Consider the following 16,275-nt stretch of genomic DNA (forward strand, 5'->3'; position numbering starts at 1 on the left):
CTGATAAAAGAAGCAAGCAGCCAGGGCACCTGCCAATGCCGCAACCGCACACGAAATATAGTCGCCGATTGTGACGTTGCCATGGCAGTGTAGTGAAAACCCTAGGTCAAGCTATGCAGCAGGTTGCCTATAGCCCGTAGCGCTTGATCTTGTCGTACAGCGTGGCCTTGCCAACCTGCAGCAAGTCCGCGGCCTGACTGACGGCACCCCCCGTGCGGGCCAGTGCATCGGCGATGACGGCGCGTTCGAAATGCTCCATGCGTTCGCGCAGCGGCGCGGTCTCGTCGGGTGCCGCCGCGGCCGCGCCAGCCTGGCCGCCTTCGGGCACGCCCAATACCAGCCGGTCCGCGGCATTGCGCAGCTCGCGCACATTGCCGGGCCACGGCCGCTGCGCCAGCGCCTGGCGTTGCGACTCGGACAGGATGGGCGCGGGCCGCTGGTACCGCACCGCCGCGATCAGCATGAAATGCTCGAACAGCGGCACGATATCTTCGCGCCGCTCGCGCAGCGGCGGCAGCGCAATGGTGACGACGTTGAGGCGGTAGTAGAGATCCTGCCGGAAGACGCCCTGCGCAACCAGTGCATCCATGTCGCCCTTGGCGGCGGCCACGATGCGCACGTCGATCTTCACCGATGCATTGGATCCGAGCCGTTCCAGCGTCCCTTCCTGCAGCACGCGCAGCAGCTTGACCTGCAGCGCGAGCGGCATGCTTTCGATCTCGTCGAGGAACAGCGTGCCGCCCGACGCATGCTCGAGCTTGCCGATGCGCCGCTTGCCGGCACCGGTGAACGCGCCGGCCTCATGGCCGAACATCTCGCTTTCGAAAATCGATTCCGGCACCGCACCGCAGTTGAGCGCGATGAACGGCCCGTCGGCGCGGTTGGACAGCGCATGCAGGCTGCGCGCCACCAGTTCCTTGCCGGTGCCGGTTTCACCGTTGATCATCACCGGCACGTCGGTCGCCGCGACGTTGGCCACCAGCGCACGCACCTGATCGATCGCATGCGAACGGCCGATGATGCGCGTGCCGGCCGCCGGGCCTGCCAGTTCGCGCCGCAACGCCTGGTTTTCCAGTTCGAGAGCGCGGCGTTCGATGGCGCGCCGCACGGTCTCGGTCAGGCGATCCGCGCCGAAGGGCTTTTCGATGAAGTCATAGGCGCCCTCGCGCATGGCCTGCACGGCCATGGTGATGTCGCCATGCCCGGTCACCAGGATCACCGGCACGCCGGGCGCGACGTTGCGGCAGTGGTGCAGCAGGTCCAGCCCGCTGGCGCCGGGCAGGCGCACGTCCGTGACCAGCACGCCGGGAAAGCCGGCGCTCAGGTGGGGCAGGGCCGCTTCGGCCGAGGGCAGCGCCAGCACGGAAAAGCCGGCCAGCTCCAGGCTTTGCGCGGTGGCCTGGCGCACCAGCGGTTCGTCTTCGACGAAGAGGACGCGCAAACCGTCTTGCATGGGATGCCTCAATGTGTCTGGCTGGCCGCCGCGCCGGCTTCGGCCGGTGCGCGCGTCAGCACGATGGTGAATACCGCGCCGCCGCCATCGGCATTGGCGGCGCTCAGCTGCCCGCCGAATTCGCGCACGATCGACGACGTGATGGCCAGGCCGAGACCCAGCCCCTGGCCGGTTTCCTTGGTGGTGAAGAATGGTTCGAACAGGCGCGGCAGGTCTTCCGGCGGGATGCCGGTGCCATTGTCGTGCACCTGGATCGTCACGGTGCCCGCCTCGGCGCGCACGGACAGGTCGATGCGGCCCCGCACGGGCGCGGCGCTGGCAATGGCGTCGAGCGCGTTGCCGACCAGGTTGAGCAGGACCTGCTCGAGCTTGAGTTCGTCGGCGCGCACGGCGATGCCGGGCAGCGCGTCCAGGCCATCGACATGCACCGCCACGGCGGACAGCCGTGGCGCCAGCAGTGCGAGGACATGTTCAATCGCGGCGCGCACCTGCACCGAGCGGCGCGGCGGCCGTGCCTTGCCGGCAAACAGCTTGAGCTGGCCGGTGATCTTGCCCATGCGTTCGGTCAGGTCGGCAATGGCCGACAGGTTGCCTTCGGCCGCGCCGAGCTGGCCGCGCTCCAGCAGCACGCGCGTGTTGTCCGAGAACGTGCGCAAGGCGGCCAGCGGCTGGTTCAGCTCATGCGTGATGCCGGCAGCCATCTGCCCGAGCGCGGCCAGCTTGCTGGCCTGCACGAGTTCGTCCTGGGCCGCGCGCAGCTCGCTTTCGGCGCGGGTGCGCTCGGCGACCTCTTCCTCGAGCTTTTCGTTGATGGCCATCAGGTCGGCCGTGCGCGCTTCCACGCGCCGCTCCAGCTCGTCATAGGCGGCTTCGAGCAGGCGGCGGCTGTACTGCATGTCGCGCGCGCGCTGGCGGCGCTGGCGCCAGTTGACCAGCAGCAGGCAGATGCAGGCGTAGGCCAGCGCCGCGGCCACGGTGGCGTTGCGCGCATTGGCCAGCACGGGATCGAGCGGCGCCATCACCTGCATGGTCCAGTCGGCCGGGCCCACCTTGCGGCCGAGCTCGAGGTAGCGGTCGGCGCGCTCGCTGCCGTCCGGGTTGGTGCCGGCGGCGCGCACGCGCACCAGGCGCGCGCCCGGGTCCAGCGCGGTGGCCGCCAGCCACTCGGTGACCGGCGAGGTCAGCGGCTCCAGCGGCAGCGGCGTCACGTCGCGGTCGTGGTACTGGCGGGTCTTGCCGAGTTCGTCGTGCAGTCCGGCCGGCAGCGGGCCGAGCGTGCGGTACTGCCAGGCCGGCACGGACGACAGGAAGATCACGCCGTGTTCGTCGCTGACCATGAGCGGCTCGGCGCTGCCGCCGCCGGCGCGCTGGAACCACTCGAGATTGAGCTTGACCACGGTCACGCCGATCACCTTGCCGGCGGACTCCACGGGCTGGGCGAGGTAGTAGCCCGGTTCGTCGCTGGTGACGCCGATGGCGTAGAAGCGCCCCATCTCGCCGCGCGCGGCAATCTGGAAATACGGGCGGAAGCGGTAGTCGGTCCCGACGAAGCTGCCGGGCTCGCCGGCGTTGCTGGCCGCGAGCGCGATACCGTTGGCGGCGATCACGTAGGTGGCCGACGCGTGCGAGCGCCGGTTGACCTCGGCCAGGTAGTGGTTGGCCGCGGCCACGCGGGCCGGGTCGCCGGGCGCCTGCAGCAGGCCGCGCACGAACGGGTGCAGCGATACCAGCGCGGGCAGGAATTCGTAGCGGTCGAGGGTGCTTTCGAGCGTGGCGGCGTAGCGGTCGGCGCGCGTGGCGGTGGCTGCCTGCAGGGCCGCCAGGCCGCGCTGCACCGATACCAGCCAGGCCAGCGCGCACAGCAGCACCAGCCCGGCCGCCAGCACCACGGCAAAGCCCCACCAGCGGCGGTTCTCACTGCCGGGCTCGTGTGCCGCCTGGGCGGCGGCGGGGTCATGTACGGCGAGGAGGTCGTCGGAATGGGGCATCGGCGCGCGCGAAGGCTGTCGCGCCGATGATACTCGCTGCGGCGCGGCCGGCCCACCGGGCCGGCCGGCCTTGCGCGCGGTGTCAGACGTTCTGGCCGGCGTCGGCGAGATCTTCTGTGTCATCGTCAGTGCTCTGCTGCAGCGCCTGGCGGAGCTTGACGCGGTCGAGTTCGCGTTCCCAGGCCGAGACCACCACGGTGGCCACGCCGTTGCCGATGATGTTGGTCAGTGCGCGGCACTCGCTCATGAAGCGGTCGATGCCCAGGATCAGCACCATGCCGGCCACCGGAATGGTCGGCACCACCGCCAGCGTCGCGGCCAGCGTGATGAAGCCCGCGCCGGTCACGCCGCTCGCGCCCTTGGACGTGAGCATGGCGACCGCCAGGATCGTGAGCTGCTGCATCAGCGTCAGCTCGATGCCGGTGGCCTGCGCGATGAAGATCACCGCCATGGTCATGTAGATGTTGGTGCCGTCCAGGTTGAACGAGTACCCGGTCGGCACGACCAGGCCCACCACGGACTTGGAGCAGCCCAGCTCCTCAAGCTTTTCCATCAGGTGCGGCAGCGCGGCTTCCGAGGAGCTGGTGCCCAGCACGATCAGCAGCTCTTCCTTGATGTACGCAATGAAGCGCAGGATGTTGAAGCCGGTCAGGCGCGCGATCGTGCCGAGCACGAGCACCACGAAGAGGATGGCCGTGAAGTAGAACGTGCCGATCAGCTTGAGCAGCGGCACCAGCGAGCCCAGGCCGTACTTGCCGATGGTGAAGGCCATCGCGCCGAATGCGCCGATCGGGGCCACCTTGGTGATGACGTGCACGATGTGGAAGAACACCTTCGACACCTGCTCGATCAGCTGCACGACGATGCGCGCGCGCTCGCCGATGGCCGCCAGGGCCGCGCCGAAGAACAGCGAGACCAGCAGGATCTGCAGGATGTCGCCGTTGGCGAACGCGCTGAAGATCGTGTCCGGGATGATGTGCATCAGGAACTCGACCGTGCTCTGGCCGTGCGCCTTGGACACGTACTGCTCGATCGACTTGGTGTCGAGCGTCGACGGGTCGATGTTGAAGCCCACGCCCGGCTTGAGCAGGTGCGCGGCGCCCAGGCCGATCAGCAGCGCGAAGGTGGAGACGATCTCGAAGTACAGCAGCGCCTTGCCGCCGACGCGGCCGACCTTCTTCATGTCGCTCATGCCGGCAATGCCGGTCACCACGGTACAGAAGATGATCGGTCCGATGATCATCTTGATCAGCTTGATGAAGCCATCGCCCAGCGGCTTCATGGCCACGCCGGTGTCGGGCCAGAAATGGCCCAGCAGGATGCCGACAAAGATGGCGAACAGCACCTGCACGTACAGGATCTTGTAGAAGGGTTTCCTCATGATGTCGTCCTCGGTTTTTTGGCCATACCCACCAGCGTGGCGGGCGCACGCCGTCGCGGATGCGGCGTGTCTCGGACTCTGGAATTGCAATCGATGTGCCAGCGTGTGGAGTCCGGGTAACCCTTTGATTTGAAAGGGAGGGCGCCAGCTGGGGCAGGCTCCGGCACTCCGGATTTCCGGAAATCCGGAAGCGCGCGCTCCGGGGATCCGGAACGGCGGCGCAGCCTGGGGTGCCCAATGTGGCACTTCAGGGCGCGGGTTCGGGCGCCGATGTCCGCTGGCAACCTCGCCGGAGCCCGGATTGCCATGGTCCGGCCCTCCACACACCGTATAATTCCGAGCTTCCACCAATGCCGCCGGACGCGAACCCCCGGGCCGGTGCGGCACGCCTTTTTCCCAGCACGCATGAGCAGCTACTACCAGCACCACGTCTTTTTCTGCCTCAACCAGCGCGAGGATGGCGAGAACTGCTGCGCCCAGCACAACGCCAAGGCCATGCAGGAATACGCCAAGAAGCGCTGCAAGGAACTCGGCATCGCCGGCGGGGAAGGCCGCGTGCGCATCAACAAGGCGGGCTGCCTGAACCGGTGTGAACTCGGACCGGTACTGGTGGTCTACCCCGAGGCCGTCTGGTACACCTACGTCGACGAGCACGATATCGACGAGATCATCGACAGCCATCTGCTGCACGGCAAGCCGGTCGAGCGGTTGATGGTTGACCGCTGAACACGATGCCGGTGGCCGTGCCACAGGCCGGCGTCACGGATGTCCCCGAGGTTTTCCAGGTTTTCCCGTAGCAGTGCCGCTGCAGCCCGAGCGCCGCGGCAGCGTTTTCCATTGCCCCCGTTGCATCGTCCATTGCCAACATGAACGCGCATACCCAGGTACTGACCATTGCCGGCCCGGCCGGCGCGATCGACCTCTCGGTCGACCTGCCGCAAGCGGCGCCGCGCGGCCTGGCGCTGGTGGCGCACCCGCATCCGCTGTTCGGCGGCACCAAGGACAACAAGGTCGCGCAGACCCTGGCGCGCAGCTTCGTGCAGCTTGGCTACGCCACGGTGCGCCCGAACTTCCGTGGCGTGGGTGACAGCGCCGGCGTGCATGACAACGGCGTGGGCGAGCAGGACGACCTGCTGGCGGTGGTCGCGTGGATGCGTGAACAGACCGCGTGGTCGCCCGATGCCGCGACCCTGCCGCTGGCCATGGGCGGCTTCTCGTTCGGCAGCTTCGTGACCACGCACGTCGCGAAGCGCCTGGCCGATGCCGGCACGCCCGCGCAGCGCCTGGTGCTGGTCGGCACCGCCGCGAGCCGCTGGCAGGTCGCCGACGTGCCAGCGGATACCATTGTCATCCATGGCGAGCAGGACGAGACCGTGCCGCTGCAAAGCGTGTTCGACTGGGCCCGCCCGCAGGAGCTGCCGGTGATCGTCATCCCCGGCGCCGATCATTTCTTTCATCGCAAGCTGCACCTGATCAAGCAGCTCGTCGTCAATGCGTGGGACCGGTGAGGCCAGACGGCACGCCGTCCGGGGTGCCATGCCGGCACCCGCAACCGTCCCTCGCGAAACTTATCTTGTCGGAAACTGAAACATGCTGAACAGAGCCACGCCGCGCCTAGCGTCCGTCTTTGCCTCCGCCGCCATCGTCGCGGCAGCCACGCTTGCTGCGGCACCCGTCGCGCTCGCTCAGGCGCCCGCCGTGGTGCTGACCCCGGGCGTGCCGATGCCGCAGGTGGCGGCCAAGTCCTGGATGCTCTACGACGTGACCAGCGGCCAGGCCCTGGCCTCGCAGAACGCCGACATGCGCATCGAGCCGGCGTCGCTGACCAAGCTGATGACCGCCTACCTGGCGTTCGAGGCCCTGAAGGAAAAGCGCCTGACACTGGACCAGGCCGTGGTGCCGACCAACGTGGTGCTGAAGGTCAAAAGCGATGAATCGCGCATGTTCATCGAGCCCAACAAGCCGGTCACCGTGCAGGACCTGCTGCTGGGCCTGATCGTGCAGTCGGGCAACGACGCCGCGCTGGCGCTGGCCGAGGCCGTGGGCGGCTCGGAAGAGGGCTTTGTCGCGATGATGAACCGCGAAGCCCAGCGCATGGGCATGAAGAACAGCCACTTCACCAACACCGACGGCATTCCCGACCCGAACCACTACACCACCGCAGTGGACCTGGCGACGCTGACCACGCGCCTGATCCAGGACTTCCCCGAGTACTATGCCATGTACTCGCAGAAGGAGTTCACCTATAACAAGATCAAGCAGCCCAACCGCAACCGCCTGCTGTACATCGACCCGACCGTGGACGGCGTCAAGACCGGCCACACCAAGTCGGCTGGCTACTGCCTGATCTCGTCGGCCAAGCGGCCCCTCGCAAACGTACCCAACGGCTCGCGCCGGCTGGTGTCGATCGTGATCGGCACCACCACCGAACAGGTGCGCACGCAGGAAAGCCTGAAGATCCTCAATTACGGCTTCCAGTTCTTCGATACGCTGCGCCTGTATGACAAGGGCCAGGTGCTGGCCACGCCCGACATCTACAAGGGCAAGGCCGGCACGGTCAAGATCGGCGTGCAGAACGAGACCTTCGTTACCGTGCCCAAGGGCACGGGCGGTCGCCTGAAGCCGGTGCTCGAGCGCCAGGAGCTGCTGATTGCCCCGATCGCCGCGGGCCAGCAGGTGGGCACGGTGAAGCTGATGGACGGCACCAGCAAGGTGGCGGAGTTCCCGGTGGTGGCGCTGGAAGAAGTGCCCGAGGCCGGCTTCTTCGGCCGCCTGTGGGACACCATCCGCCTGTGGTTCAAGCGCAAGTGATGTGATGGAGCAGCCCGGCATGCCATGCGTGCGCCGGGCTGCCGGAGAAACGAAATGACAGCCGATAACAATGGCGGCGGCAAGCCGGGCGATATCCCGCCCGAGCAGTCGCTGATCGAGTACCCCAGTGATTTCCCCATCAAGGTGATGGGCGCGATGCAGGATGGCTTTGCCGAAGCCATCGTGACGCTGGTGCAGGAGTTCGACCCTGGCTTCCACGCCGGCAAGATGGAAATGCGTCCGTCCAGCAAGGGCAACTACCTGGGCCTGACCGTCACGGTGTGGGTAACCAGCCGCGAGCAGCTCGACGATCTTTACCGCGCACTGACGGCGCATCCGATGGTGAAGGTGGTGCTGTAAGGCCGCACCTTTTCCATTCCAGCCGGTTTGCTCCCCTCTCCCGCGCGCGGGAGAGGGGCCGGGGGTGAGGGCAGGCGCTGGCATACCGATGCGCCTCACTTCGCTGACACGCTTGCCCTCACCCCCAACCCCTCTCCCGCATGCGGGAGAGGGGAGCCACGCCCCGGAGCGCGCAGCGCCGTGGTCTTGGCACGCTTCTCTTCCCCATACCAACATGAACACCATCACCCTCAAGCCTGGCAAGGAAAAATCCCTGCTGCGCCGCCACCCGTGGATCTACGCCACCGGCATCGCCACCACTGAAGGCCGCTGCGAGCCGGGCGCGACTGTCATCGTGCGCGCCGCCGACGGCCGTTTCCTGGCCAAGGCCGCCTACAGCCCCGAATCGCAGATCCGCGCGCGCGTGTGGACCTTCGACGAGAACGAGCCGGTCGACCACGCGCTGTTCAAGCGCCGCGTGGCAGCGGCGATTGCCTATCGCCGGCAATGGGTGAAGGACAGCAATGCGGTGCGCCTGATCTTCGGCGAATCCGACCGCCTGCCGGGCCTGATCGTCGATTACTACGGCAACGGCGCCGATGGCCAGCTCGTGTGCCAGTTCAATGCCGCGGGCGTGGAGCACTGGAAGACCGCCATCGTGCAGGCGCTGGTCAAGGAAACCGGCTGCCCCAACGTGTACGAACGCTCCGATGCCGCCGTGCGCCAGCGCGAGGGACTGGAGCTGGTGACGGGCGTGCTGGCCGGCGCCGAGCCCGATCCCGCGCTGTCGGTGACCGAGCATGGCGTGCGCTACTACGTGGACGTGCGCAATGGCCACAAGACCGGCTTCTATGTCGACCAGCGCGACAACCGCAAGCTGGTGGGGGACCTGGCCCAAGGGCGCGAGGTGCTCAACTGCTTCTGCTACACCGGCGGCTTTTCGCTGGCGGCGCTGCGCGGTGGCGCGACGTCGGTGACGTCGATCGATTCCTCGGGCGAGGCGCTGAAGATTGCCGCCGGCAACGTCGCGCTCAATGGCTTCGACGAGAACCGTGCGACGTGGCTCGATGCCGACGTATTCAAGACCCTGCGCGAGTTCCGTGCGGAAGGGCGCCAGTTCGACCTGATCGTGCTCGATCCGCCCAAGTTCGCGCCGTCGGCCCAGCACATCGACCGCGCCGCGCGCGCCTACAAGGAAATCAATCTCGTCGGCACGCAGCTGTTGCGTCCGGGCGGGCTGCTGTTCACGTATTCGTGCTCGGGCGCGATCAGCATGGAGCTGTTCCAGAAGATCGTGGCCGGTGCGGTGACGGATGCCCGCGCCGATGCACGCATCCTGCGCCGGTTGTCGGCGGGCACGGACCATCCGATGCTGTCGGCCTTCCCGGAAGGGGAATACCTGAAGGGGTTGCTGCTGGAAAAGGTGGCCTGACGACTCAGCGCCACATATTGCGCATGCGGCTGGCCAGGTCCACCGGTGCGAGCGTTGCCTTCGACGGTACCGCCCCCGGCATCGGCGGAGGCGGCCAAGAGCGGCTGTAGAAGTTCGGCATCACCCGGTTCGGCAGGAAGCGCGTGCGCGACGCGTACACGTGGCGATCGCCGAACCCCGGCTGCTGGTGCACGTAGAAGCGCTGCGGCACCACGACGTCCAGATGGTCCTTGGCGCGCGTCATCGCCACATACAGCAGCCGCCTTTCCTCTTCGATCTCTTCCGTGGTGCCCGTGGCCAGGTCGGACGGCATGCAGCCGTCCACGGCATTGAGCACATACACCGCCTTCCATTCCTGGCCCTTGGCCGAATGGATCGTCGACAGGATCAGGAAATCCTCGTCGCGCAGCGGCACGCCCGATTCGTCGCTGGACGCACTGGGCGGGTCCAGTGTCAGTTCCGTCAGGAAGCGCTCGCGCGAGGCATAGGTCGCGGCAATGCGTTCGAGCTGCTGCAGGTCGGCCATGCGCGCGGCGGCATCGTCGTGGATGCGCTCCAGGTGCGGCTGGTACCAGGCGACGACCTGCTCGAACTCCGACGGCCACGGCGACGCCGGCCCCAGCAGCGAGCGGGCCAGCGCCAGCAGGTCGGCCCAGGCGGGCGCGGCCGCTGGCGGCGCCTCGAACGATTCCAGCGCAAACAGCGGCTCGGTGGCGACCGCGAGCGCATCGAGCACGCGCGCGGCGGTCTTGGGCCCGATCCCGGGCAGCAACTGGAGCGTGCGGAAGCCGGCGATGCGGTCGAGCGGGTTCTGCAGCCAGCGCACCACGGCCATCGCATCTTTCACATGCGTGGATTCGAGGAACTTGAGGCCGCCGAACTTCACGAACGGGATATTGCGCCGGGCCAGCTCGATCTCGAGCTGCGCGCTGTGGTCGGCGGCGCGGAACAGCACCGCCTGCGCCATCAGCGCGAGGCCCGCCTCGCGCCGTTCCAGCACGCGCTCGACCACGTAGCGGGCCTGGTCGGCTTCATCGTTGACGACGACCACGCCGGGCTTCTCGGCGGACGCGCGCTCGGACCACAGGTCCTTGGTGTAGCGCTCGGCGGCCAGCCCGATCACGGCGTTGGCGGCCTGCAGGATCGGCTGCGTCGAGCGGTAGTTCTGCGACAGCGTGACCTGCTGTGCCGGCGGCGCGAACTGCGCGGGGAAATCGAGGATGTTGCGCACGGTGGCGCCGCGGAACGCATAGATCGACTGCGCGTCGTCGCCGACCACCGTGAGGCCGCGGCCGTCGGGCCGCAGCGCCAGCAGGATCGACGCCTGCAGCGCATTGGTGTCCTGGTATTCGTCGACAAGGATATGGTCGAAGCGCGCGCCCATATCCTGCGCGATCGCGGGCTCGGTCAGCGCCTGCGACCAGTAGAGCAGCAGGTCGTCATAGTCGAGCACCTGCTGCTTCTGCTTGGCTTCGACATAGCCGGCGAACAGCGCCCGCAGCGCGTCGACCCACATGGTGTAGCGCGGGAACCAGAGCTTGAGCACGTCCTCGAGCGGGGCCTGGGTGTTGACCACGCGCGAATAGATCGACAGGCAGGTTTCCTTCTTCGGGAAGCGGCTGGCCTGCTCGGACAGCCCCAGGTCGTGCCGCACCACGTGCATCAGGTCGGCGGCATCGCCGCGGTCGCAGATGGTGAAGGCCGGCGACAGGCCCAGCGTTTCCGCATATTCGCGCAGCAGGCGCGCGCCGATCGCGTGGAAGGTGCCCGACCACTGCAGCGCCGCGCGGCCGGCGCCGGTACTGGTGCCGAGCGCCTGGTCCACGATGCGCTCTACGCGCCGCCCCATCTCGGCCGCGGCGCGGCGCGAAAAGGTCAGCAGCAGGATGCGGCGCGGGTCGGCGCCGTTGAGCACCAGGTGCGCGACGCGATGCGCCAGCGTGTTGGTCTTGCCCGAGCCTGCGCCCGCGATGATCAGCAGCGGCCCGTCGCTGTGGTGCTCGACCGCCGCCCGCTGTTCCGGATTGAGCCGCGCCAGGTAGGCGGGAACGTCGGCGTCCGGCGAGGCTTGTTCGGCAAGGGCGGAAGGCGATTCCGCGAGAGGGGCAAGATCCAGTGACACGGGCGGTTCGGGATGTGGCCGCCGTCGATGGCGGGCAGGAAGACTGGCGCAAACTGTATATCCATACAGGCCGTGGGCGCAAGCCAGTCGAAGCGCGCGCGGCATCAGCCCAACAAAAAAGGTGCTCGATGAGCACCTTTTCGCAGCTGTTGCCGGGAATTCGTCAGGCGGCCTGGGCCAGCGCGCCGTCAAGCAGCTTGTGCAGCGCGTCCCATTCGGGCTCGCCGACATAGCGCTTCAGGATGCGGCCGTCCTTGTCGACGACGAAGGTGGTCGGCGTCAGCTGCACATTGCCGAAGGCCTTGGCCGCGGCGCCATCCGAGTCCATCGCGACCTTGAACGGCAGCCCGCGTGTCTTGGCGTAGTTCATCACGTACATCGGCGGATCGTAGTTCATGGCCACGGCGACGAACTCCAGGCCCTTGCCCTTGTACTGCTCGTAGGTGCGGACCATGTCCGGCATTTCCTTGACGCAGGTGGCGCAGCTCGTGGCCCAGAAGTTGATCAGGTAGACCTTGCCCTTGAGGTCGCCCGTGCTGACTTTCTCGCCCGAAAGCAGCGTGAACGTGGCGGCGGGTACCTGGCTCGACGGCGACAGCGCGCGGTAGCCGAACCAGCCCAGCGCGGCGAGCACGACGACGACTATGGCAATGGGCCACAGCTTGCGGGGTTTGGAAGTGGCGGGAGCGGCGTTTGTCATGGCAATGCGGTCCGGCTTGGGCCGGGCCCGTTCAACTGGCAACAGGGCATTCTAAACCCGGCTGCCGCGCGTTGCTGCAATCCGTCGCCTGCGTCAATCCGCCGCAGTCCGCGCGGGTCAGCGCGCGGTGGCGATGGCGGCACGCGCCTGGCCCAGCGCCTGTTCCAGATAGGCGCCGTAGAAATCGGGCTGCAGGCCGCGCAGCGGGGCGGCTGCCTGCCGCCCGTCGCGATCGAGGAACAGCACTGTCGGGGCCACGCGCACCTGGTGCGCCCGCGCCCACGCGCGCGCGGTGGTCATGGTGCCGTCGGTGTCGCGCAGCGGCGTGTCGGCGGTCATGTCGACTTCGCGCACCGCGATTTCGCCGGCCGCCGCCTGCGGGCCGAGATAGCTCTTGCGCACGGTGTCGCAGTAGCCGCAATCGGGCAGCGAAACCAGGACCACTAACGGTTCTCCGCGGCACGCCGCGTCGGCGGCGTGAGCGGCCAGGTCGGTCGCGGGTGGCAGGTGTGGCGTGCCGGCGCCCGCGGGACTGGCGAGCATGGCCAATGCCAGCAGCGCGGCTGCCGCAAGACGAACGGAGGGGCGACGGAGCGGAATGAGCGGGGGCATGGTGTGAAGCGCAGCAAGCACGGGCCGGCGGCTTCCCGGATAATACCGGTTTCCGCCCGGCGGCCAGGCGCCTGCCCGCCGCCGTCCCCGGTCCCGACAATACGCGCCGCACCGTACGGCCACGTCCCCGATGCCCCTTCTTCAGGTCTGTCAGTGGTTCTCCCGGCTTCGCCTGGTGCTGCCGGCCATGCTCGCCGTGGCCTGGCTTGGCGCGTGTTCGCCGCGCTATGACTGGCGCACGATCCAGTCGGGCGAGGGCGGCTATGCCGCGCTCTATCCGGGCAAGCCCACCAGCGCCGCGCGCGATGTCACCATTGCCGGGCACAAGCTGCCGATGACCATGGAAGCGGCGCGCGTCGACGACACGCTGTTCGCGGTCGGCGTGGTCACGCTGCCGGCCGACGACGCCGGTTTGCGGCGCGAAGCGCTGGCCGCGATGCAGTCGGGCCTGCTTGCCAATCTCGGCGTGCATGGCGGCGAACCGGCGCACACGCGCGCGGTGACGATCCAGTCGGCCGACCAGCCGGCGCGGCCGCTCGACGGCGTCGAACTGCAGGTCAGCGGCGTGTCGCCACAGGACCACTCGCCGCGCCGCCTGACCGCGCGGCTTGTCGCCGTCGGCACGCGCGCCTACCAGGCCGTGGTGCTGGAATCGGGCGACGGCGCGCGCGACCAGCGCAACGCCGAGCAGGTGGAGCAGTTCCTGGGCGGATTCCATCCGTACTGATGCGCTCCATAAGCGCCCCATAAGGTTTATCTGAAGGAGAGATATGATGCGTTGGGAAGTCTGGCTGGCCTATTTCGCCGCATGCTGGGTCATCGCGGTGTCGCCCGGTTCGGGCGCGGTGCTGTCGATGAGCCACGGGCTGTCGTATGGCGTGCGCAGGACATCGACCACGATCTTCGGCCTGCAGGCCGGGCTGGTGATCATCCTGCTGGTCGCCGGTGGCGGACTTGGGGCGCTGCTGCTGGCGTCGGAGCATGCGTTCGCCGCGGTCAAGACCGTGGGGGCCCTGTACCTGATCTACCTGGGCGTGCAGCAATGGCGCGCGCGGGTCGAGGAGGGGACGGCAGCGAACGGCGGCGCCGTGCGCATGACGCCCATGAGCCCCCGCCGGCGTTTCGCGACCGGGCTGCTGACCAATGTGACCAACCCGAAGGGCATCATCTTCATGGTCGCCGTGCTGCCGCAGTTCATCGACCCGTCGCGGCCGCTGGCGCCGCAGCTCGCCATCCTGGCTGCGACCATGTGCGGCGTCGACCTGGTCGTCATGCACGGCTATGCGCTGCTGGCGTCGCGCATGCAGGGCCTGTTCCGTAACGCGCGTGCCGTGCGGTGGCAGAACCGCTTCTTCGGCAGCGTGCTGATGGCGGTGGGCGCGGCGCTGTTCTTCGTGCGGCGCCAGCACGCCTGAGCACCGGCACTGGCGCGTCCCGGCGGGGTTTGCTTCAATGAGGAGGAAACCCCGCCACGGAGACACCCGTATGCCAGCCTTGCTGATACCTCGCGCGCGCATGGTGCCGCGCCATACCGTGCCCCCGGTGGAGGAGCCATCGCCGCCGGGCGTGCCGCCCGACCTGCCGCTGCCGCCCGAGGAGGATCCGGTCCCGCCGCCGGTCGAGCCGCCGGTGATTGTCCCCCGGCGTTACTGTTTCAATTCGTAGAAGTCGTTCAGGCAATAGGCGTCGGTCAGTTCCACCGGCTGGTCGCCATGGCTGTAGCCGATCCGCCGGATATGCAGCAGCGGCTCGCCGGGTGCGATCGCCAGGTGCGCGGAGAGCGCCTCGTCGGCCACGACCGCGCGCAGCTTCTCGGTAATGCGCAGCACCGGCCGGCCGATCCGTTCCAGGTACGCATACAGCGATTCGCCGATGGCGCTGGCGTCGGGCAGCACCGCGAGCGCCAGCGTGGTGACGTCCATCCAGAAGGTCTGGCCATCGGCCTTGCGCAGCCGGGTCAGCCTGACGATCTCCTCGCCGGCCTGCAGCGCCAGCACGCCGGCTTCCTGCGCGGTGGCCTTGCGGCGCTCGAATGCGACCAGTTCGCTGGCGGGCGTCATGCCGCGCCGGCGCGCCAGTTCGCTGAAGTTGTCCAGCCGCGCCGCCTTCGGCTCCGGGCGCGGCGCGATAAAGGTGCCCGCGCCGCGGCTGCGCGTGATTGCGCCTTCCTCGGCCAGCACCTGTAGCGCGCGCCGCGCGGTGACCCGCGAAATCCCCAGCGATTCCACCAGCGTGCGCTCCGAAGGCAGCGCATCGCCGACACGCCACTGTCCGTCGTGGATGGCCGTGCCCAGCCTGCGCGCCACCTGCAGGTAGATCGGCGTCGCGTCGGCTCCTTTCCTGGAGTTTTCGATCGTGAAACGCATTGCACTGACGGCGCTGCTCGCAGCGTCGGCCGGCGGCGCCTGTGCGCAATCCGCCAGCCCCGCCGGCATCACCCTGTACGGCCGCGCGGTGGCGGGCCTCGACTATGTCAACGGTATCGCCCGGCCTGGCGGCGATGCCGACACCTTCCGCTTTGGCAGCAACCAGTACGGTGTGAGCTTCTGGGGCATGCGCGGCACCGAAGACCTGGGCGGCGGCGTACGCGCGCTGGTCAACGTGGAGGGCATGATCACATCGGGCACCGGCGCCTCCGATCCGCTGTTCAATCGCCGTGCGCAGGTTGGCCTTGCCGGCAATGACTGGGGCACGCTGTTGCTTGGCCGCGGCATGAGCCTGACCGACGACGAAAGCGGCATGCTCGACCCGATGGGGATGCAGGCAAGTTCGGTGGCCACGCTGGTCTATGGCCGCAACTGGGGCTCTCGTCCGAACGCGGTGACGTGGAACTCGCCGACGTGGGCCGGCTTCAGCCTGCGCGCGCAGGCCGGCCATGACGGCGATCCTGGCAACGCCAGGGGCGGCAGGCAACTGAGCGCGGCCATCAAGTACGCGCAAGGAAATCTGGCCCTCACCGGACTCTACGAAGAACTGCGCGACGCGCGCGGCCGCATGGATGACCTGTACGCCAGCTCGCGCCAGTACACGGTGGGCGGCAGTTACGCGCTGCGCGATCTGCGCCTGTTCGCGGGCTACAACCTGACGGCATCGTCGGGCGATACCGTGGCCACGGCGGCCAATCCGCATGCCGCCACGCGCAGCCAGATGGGATGGATCGGGGCCAACTACCGCCTGCTGCCCGCGCTGACGCTGATGTCGGGCCTGTACTACGCGTCGCTGAACCGGAATGCGGGCCATGGCACGCTTGTCACACTCGGCGCAAAGTATGACTTGTCGCGCCGCACCTCGCTGTACGGCACGGTCGCATCGGTATTCAACTCGCGAAATGCAAGCTTCTCGGTCGAAGCGTCGCCGGACACCAATCCGCGCCCTGGCGTCACCCAGCAGGGTGCCTATGCCGGCATCATCCACCTGTTCTGAAGGCGGACCTGTAA

At 68.1% G+C, this 16,275-nt stretch carries 16 protein-coding genes; 9 read left to right on the forward strand and 7 right to left on the reverse strand.

Annotated elements, in window-relative coordinates; all coding sequences use genetic code 11:
- Window positions 1-127 precede the first annotated feature (127 nt).
- The 3 genes from CupriaWKF_RS01530 to CupriaWKF_RS01540 all read right to left on the reverse strand — a co-directional run bounded on the left by CupriaWKF_RS01530 (window position 128) and on the right by CupriaWKF_RS01540 (window position 4,822).
- Complete coding sequence (locus CupriaWKF_RS01530) at window positions 128-1,453, reverse strand: sigma-54 dependent transcriptional regulator (protein ID WP_276099296.1); 1,326 nt, start codon at window positions 1,451-1,453, stop codon at window positions 128-130.
- A gap of 8 nt (window positions 1,454-1,461) precedes the next feature.
- The gene (locus CupriaWKF_RS01535; RefSeq protein ID WP_276099297.1) at window positions 1,462-3,441 is read right to left on the reverse strand and encodes an ATP-binding protein; all 1,980 of its coding nucleotides are present in this window, start codon (window positions 3,439-3,441) and stop codon (window positions 1,462-1,464) included.
- A gap of 82 nt (window positions 3,442-3,523) precedes the next feature.
- Window positions 3,524-4,822, reverse strand: coding sequence for a dicarboxylate/amino acid:cation symporter (locus CupriaWKF_RS01540; protein ID WP_276099298.1), 1,299 nt, complete (start codon window positions 4,820-4,822; stop codon window positions 3,524-3,526).
- 405 nt (window positions 4,823-5,227) lie between these two features.
- Here CupriaWKF_RS01540 and CupriaWKF_RS01545 point away from each other — a divergent pair, with 405 nt between their 5' ends.
- The 5 genes from CupriaWKF_RS01545 (at window position 5,228) to CupriaWKF_RS01565 (ending at window position 9,404) form a co-directional block, all read left to right on the forward strand.
- The gene (locus CupriaWKF_RS01545) at window positions 5,228-5,548 is read left to right on the forward strand and encodes a ferredoxin (protein ID WP_224081270.1); all 321 of its coding nucleotides are present in this window, start codon (window positions 5,228-5,230) and stop codon (window positions 5,546-5,548) included.
- A 140-nt stretch (window positions 5,549-5,688) separates the two neighbouring features.
- Complete coding sequence (locus CupriaWKF_RS01550) at window positions 5,689-6,330, forward strand: alpha/beta hydrolase (RefSeq protein WP_276099299.1); 642 nt, start codon at window positions 5,689-5,691, stop codon at window positions 6,328-6,330.
- 82 nt (window positions 6,331-6,412) lie between these two features.
- Window positions 6,413-7,633, forward strand: coding sequence for a D-alanyl-D-alanine carboxypeptidase family protein (locus tag CupriaWKF_RS01555; protein ID WP_276099300.1), 1,221 nt, complete (start codon window positions 6,413-6,415; stop codon window positions 7,631-7,633).
- A gap of 54 nt (window positions 7,634-7,687) precedes the next feature.
- The gene (locus tag CupriaWKF_RS01560) at window positions 7,688-7,993 is read left to right on the forward strand and encodes a YbeD family protein (RefSeq protein WP_276099301.1); all 306 of its coding nucleotides are present in this window, start codon (window positions 7,688-7,690) and stop codon (window positions 7,991-7,993) included.
- 214 nt (window positions 7,994-8,207) lie between these two features.
- Entirely contained in the window at window positions 8,208-9,404 is a 1,197-nt protein-coding gene (locus tag CupriaWKF_RS01565; protein ID WP_276099302.1) for a class I SAM-dependent rRNA methyltransferase, read from the forward strand.
- Between the two features lie 4 nt (window positions 9,405-9,408).
- On the opposite strand, the gene CupriaWKF_RS01570 is transcribed toward CupriaWKF_RS01565, so the two are convergent.
- The 3 genes from CupriaWKF_RS01570 to CupriaWKF_RS01580 form a co-directional block, all read right to left on the reverse strand.
- Complete coding sequence (locus tag CupriaWKF_RS01570) at window positions 9,409-11,526, reverse strand: ATP-dependent helicase (protein ID WP_276099303.1); 2,118 nt, start codon at window positions 11,524-11,526, stop codon at window positions 9,409-9,411.
- Window positions 11,527-11,689: 163 nt separating this feature from the next.
- Window positions 11,690-12,226, reverse strand: coding sequence for a TlpA disulfide reductase family protein (locus tag CupriaWKF_RS01575; protein ID WP_276099304.1), 537 nt, complete (start codon window positions 12,224-12,226; stop codon window positions 11,690-11,692).
- Window positions 12,227-12,343: 117 nt separating this feature from the next.
- Entirely contained in the window at window positions 12,344-12,769 is a 426-nt protein-coding gene (locus CupriaWKF_RS01580; protein WP_276099305.1) for a thioredoxin family protein, read from the reverse strand.
- Window positions 12,770-12,968: 199 nt separating this feature from the next.
- Between CupriaWKF_RS01580 and CupriaWKF_RS01585 the strand changes: the two genes are divergently transcribed.
- The 3 genes from CupriaWKF_RS01585 (at window position 12,969) to CupriaWKF_RS01595 (ending at window position 14,503) form a co-directional block, all read left to right on the forward strand.
- The gene (locus CupriaWKF_RS01585) at window positions 12,969-13,565 is read left to right on the forward strand and encodes a hypothetical protein (protein ID WP_276099306.1); all 597 of its coding nucleotides are present in this window, start codon (window positions 12,969-12,971) and stop codon (window positions 13,563-13,565) included.
- 46 nt (window positions 13,566-13,611) lie between these two features.
- Window positions 13,612-14,253 carry a LysE family transporter gene (locus CupriaWKF_RS01590; RefSeq protein ID WP_276100626.1) on the forward strand — a complete coding sequence of 214 codons (642 nt, stop codon included), beginning with the start codon at window positions 13,612-13,614 and terminating at the stop codon, window positions 14,251-14,253.
- A gap of 70 nt (window positions 14,254-14,323) precedes the next feature.
- The gene (locus CupriaWKF_RS01595; protein ID WP_276099307.1) at window positions 14,324-14,503 is read left to right on the forward strand and encodes a hypothetical protein; all 180 of its coding nucleotides are present in this window, start codon (window positions 14,324-14,326) and stop codon (window positions 14,501-14,503) included.
- On the opposite strand, the gene CupriaWKF_RS01600 is transcribed toward CupriaWKF_RS01595, so the two are convergent.
- Window positions 14,485-15,204, reverse strand: a complete 720-nt coding sequence (locus CupriaWKF_RS01600; RefSeq protein WP_276099308.1) for a GntR family transcriptional regulator — start codon at window positions 15,202-15,204, stop codon at window positions 14,485-14,487. The genes CupriaWKF_RS01595 and CupriaWKF_RS01600 overlap by 19 nt on opposite strands.
- Between CupriaWKF_RS01600 and CupriaWKF_RS01605 the strand changes: the two genes are divergently transcribed.
- A complete protein-coding gene (locus CupriaWKF_RS01605) occupies window positions 15,194-16,261 on the forward strand; it encodes a porin (RefSeq protein ID WP_276099309.1) in 1,068 nt (355 codons plus the stop codon). The two genes, CupriaWKF_RS01600 and CupriaWKF_RS01605, sit on opposite strands and share 11 nt — an antisense overlap.
- The last annotated feature ends 14 nt before the right edge of the window (window positions 16,262-16,275 follow it).

The sequence above is a fragment of the Cupriavidus sp. WKF15 genome (genome assembly GCF_029278605.1).
GTDB lineage: Bacteria > Pseudomonadota > Gammaproteobacteria > Burkholderiales > Burkholderiaceae > Cupriavidus.

Coding starts and splice junctions, on each gene's coding strand:
- CupriaWKF_RS01530 (WP_276099296.1), bottom strand. CDS start 1,453: ATGCAAGACGGTTTGCGCGTCCTCTTCGTCGAAGACGAACCGCTGGTG.
- CupriaWKF_RS01535 (WP_276099297.1), bottom strand. CDS start 3,441: ATGCCCCATTCCGACGACCTCCTCGCCGTACATGACCCCGCCGCCGCC.
- CupriaWKF_RS01540 (WP_276099298.1), bottom strand. CDS start 4,822: ATGAGGAAACCCTTCTACAAGATCCTGTACGTGCAGGTGCTGTTCGCC.
- CupriaWKF_RS01545 (WP_224081270.1), top strand. CDS start 5,228: ATGAGCAGCTACTACCAGCACCACGTCTTTTTCTGCCTCAACCAGCGC.
- CupriaWKF_RS01550 (WP_276099299.1), top strand. CDS start 5,689: ATGAACGCGCATACCCAGGTACTGACCATTGCCGGCCCGGCCGGCGCG.
- CupriaWKF_RS01555 (WP_276099300.1), top strand. CDS start 6,413: ATGCTGAACAGAGCCACGCCGCGCCTAGCGTCCGTCTTTGCCTCCGCC.
- CupriaWKF_RS01560 (WP_276099301.1), top strand. CDS start 7,688: ATGACAGCCGATAACAATGGCGGCGGCAAGCCGGGCGATATCCCGCCC.
- CupriaWKF_RS01565 (WP_276099302.1), top strand. CDS start 8,208: ATGAACACCATCACCCTCAAGCCTGGCAAGGAAAAATCCCTGCTGCGC.
- CupriaWKF_RS01575 (WP_276099304.1), bottom strand. CDS start 12,226: ATGACAAACGCCGCTCCCGCCACTTCCAAACCCCGCAAGCTGTGGCCC.
- CupriaWKF_RS01580 (WP_276099305.1), bottom strand. CDS start 12,769: ATGCTCGCCAGTCCCGCGGGCGCCGGCACGCCACACCTGCCACCCGCG.
- CupriaWKF_RS01585 (WP_276099306.1), top strand. CDS start 12,969: ATGCCCCTTCTTCAGGTCTGTCAGTGGTTCTCCCGGCTTCGCCTGGTG.
- CupriaWKF_RS01590 (WP_276100626.1), top strand. CDS start 13,612: ATGCGTTGGGAAGTCTGGCTGGCCTATTTCGCCGCATGCTGGGTCATC.
- CupriaWKF_RS01595 (WP_276099307.1), top strand. CDS start 14,324: ATGCCAGCCTTGCTGATACCTCGCGCGCGCATGGTGCCGCGCCATACC.
- CupriaWKF_RS01600 (WP_276099308.1), bottom strand. CDS start 15,204: ATGCGTTTCACGATCGAAAACTCCAGGAAAGGAGCCGACGCGACGCCG.